Annotated in this window: 1 protein-coding gene; it reads right to left on the bottom strand. The window is 70.8% G+C overall.

Annotation, left to right across the window (positions count from 1 at the left end):
• Window positions 1-373 precede the first annotated feature (373 nt).
• Window positions 374-1,660 carry an MFS transporter gene (locus ACWGJ2_RS26360; protein ID WP_453348713.1) on the bottom strand — a complete coding sequence of 429 codons (1,287 nt, stop codon included), beginning with the start codon at window positions 1,658-1,660 and terminating at the stop codon, window positions 374-376.
• Window positions 1,661-1,959: the final 299 nt, after the last annotated feature.

Genomic DNA, 1,959 nt, shown 5'->3' with positions numbered 1-1,959 from the left:
CAAGTCACCGGCGGAGAGTTGACGACGATGGCTTCACGCCGAGGAGACACCCCGGCGCGGCGCCGACCCCCACCACACAGGCACCCCATAACCACCGGCCCGAGCCAAGAATCACGCGGCCCTGGCCGCGAACAACCGGTCCACACGCCGCGCCGAAGCCACAGGCCAGGCAGCCGAACACGACGCCGCCCGCGCCGGGCAACGGCACCCAAAAGTTGTGGGCAATCGTCCCGCAGGGCGAGGGGGCACCTCCCAGCGGTAGCTGGGGGAGGGTGGGCACAACCCGTGCCACCGGCCTGCAACACGCGAACGAGACCCTGAGAGGCACCCGCAGCAGGCGCCCCCAACAAGAACCGGGCACCCCGTGTGGGGGTCAACGTTGGTCCCGTGAAGGGGTGCCGTCCGTGGAAGGGGAACCCTGCGTTTCCTTGCGCGCCCCGCGGAAGGGGTCGTGCGGGCCGCCGCCGCGGAGGAAGCGGACGCTGAGGGCGCAGAGGACGCCCACCACGGAGAGGCCGATCAGGCCGCCCTCGGTGGAGCCCGTCGCGTCCTCCAGGATGCCGAACGCGGTCGGCGAGACGAACCCGCCCAGGTTCCCCAGCGAGTTGACCAGCGCGATCGCCGGCGCCGCGACCCGTGCGTCCAGGTAGCTCTGCGGAATCGTCCAGAAGACCGGCGAGGAGGTCTTGAACCCCATCGCCGCCACGCACAGCGCCGCCAGCCCCCACCAGGGCGAGACGAGCGTCGCGAGCGTCGTCCCCACGGCCCCCGCGAGCAGCGCGCCGACGAGGAAGGGGCGTCGCCTGCCCGTGCGGTCGGAGGCCCGTCCCGTCAGATACACCGCGACGAGCGCGCACAGCCAGGGCACCGCGACCAGCAGGCCGACCTCGAACTCTCCGATGCCGCCGATGTCGTCCACGATGCTGGGCAGCCAGAAGGTGACGGCGTAGAGCGCGATGGATATCGCGAAGTAGATCCAGCAGAAGAGCAGCATCTGCGGGTCGGTGAACAGCTTCCAGCGGGAGATCTTGGACGTGTCGCGGCGCGCGTCACGCGCGCGCTGCTCGTCCTCCACCATCCGCGCCAGGCCGTTCTTCTCCGCGTCGGTGAGCCACGTCGCGTCCTCGACCTTGTTGTCGAGGAAGCGGTAGGCCACCACGCCGAGGACGACGGAGACGATGCCTTCGATGAAGAACATCCACTGCCACCCGCTGTGCCCCCAGATGCCGTGCATCTCCAGCAGCGCCCCGGAGAGGGGCCCGGCGATCACGGAGGCGGTGCCCGAGCCCATGAGGAAGATCGCGGTGGCGCGGCCCCGGTCCGCGTCGGGCAGCCAGCGGGTGAAGTAGTAGATGACGGCGGGGAAGAAGCCCGCCTCGGCGACGCCGAGGAGAAAGCGGAGCACGTAGAACATCTCGACGCTGGTGACGAAGGCCATGCCGGTGGCGACGAGGCCCCAGGTGACCATGATCCGGGTGAGCCAGATCTTGGCGCCGAACCGCTCCAGCAGCATGTTGCTGGGCACCTCGAAGATCGCGTAGGCGACGAAGAAGAGCCCGGCGCCCAGGCCGAACGCGGAGGCGGAGATGCCGACGTCGGCGCGCAACTGGTCCTGCGCGAAGCCGATGTTGACGCGGTCGATGTAGTTCGCGACGAACATCACGAAGAAGAGCGGGACGACCCGCCTGAAGATCTTGCTGACGGCGGTCCGTACCGCCGGGTCCTGCGGGGCGACGTGCGCGGAGAGGTCTGCGGCCACGTGCGGCTCCGTCTCTTCGGGGCTGCCCGCCGTTGGGCAGCCGACAGACAGGGGGAGGGGGACTGGTGGGGGCGCGGGGCCCGGGGCGTTCTAGCCGGGGGACGGCGCCGGGGGTGGGGGTGGGGGGGTTGGGTCAACAAAGCCCCGCGGGACGCGCGCCCCCAAACCAACGCCGCCCCGGCCGGGGCCTACAGCCGGGG

The organism is Streptomyces sp. NPDC054796 (genome assembly GCF_053611545.1).
Note: the sequence above shows the minus strand (reverse complement) of the source record. Positions and strands in the feature narration are given on the sequence as shown.

Excerpts from the sequence above, each read along its gene's own strand:
- ACWGJ2_RS26360 (WP_453348713.1), bottom strand. The coding sequence starts at position 1,660 with ATGTTCGTCGCGAACTACATCGACCGCGTCAACATCGGCTTCGCGCAG.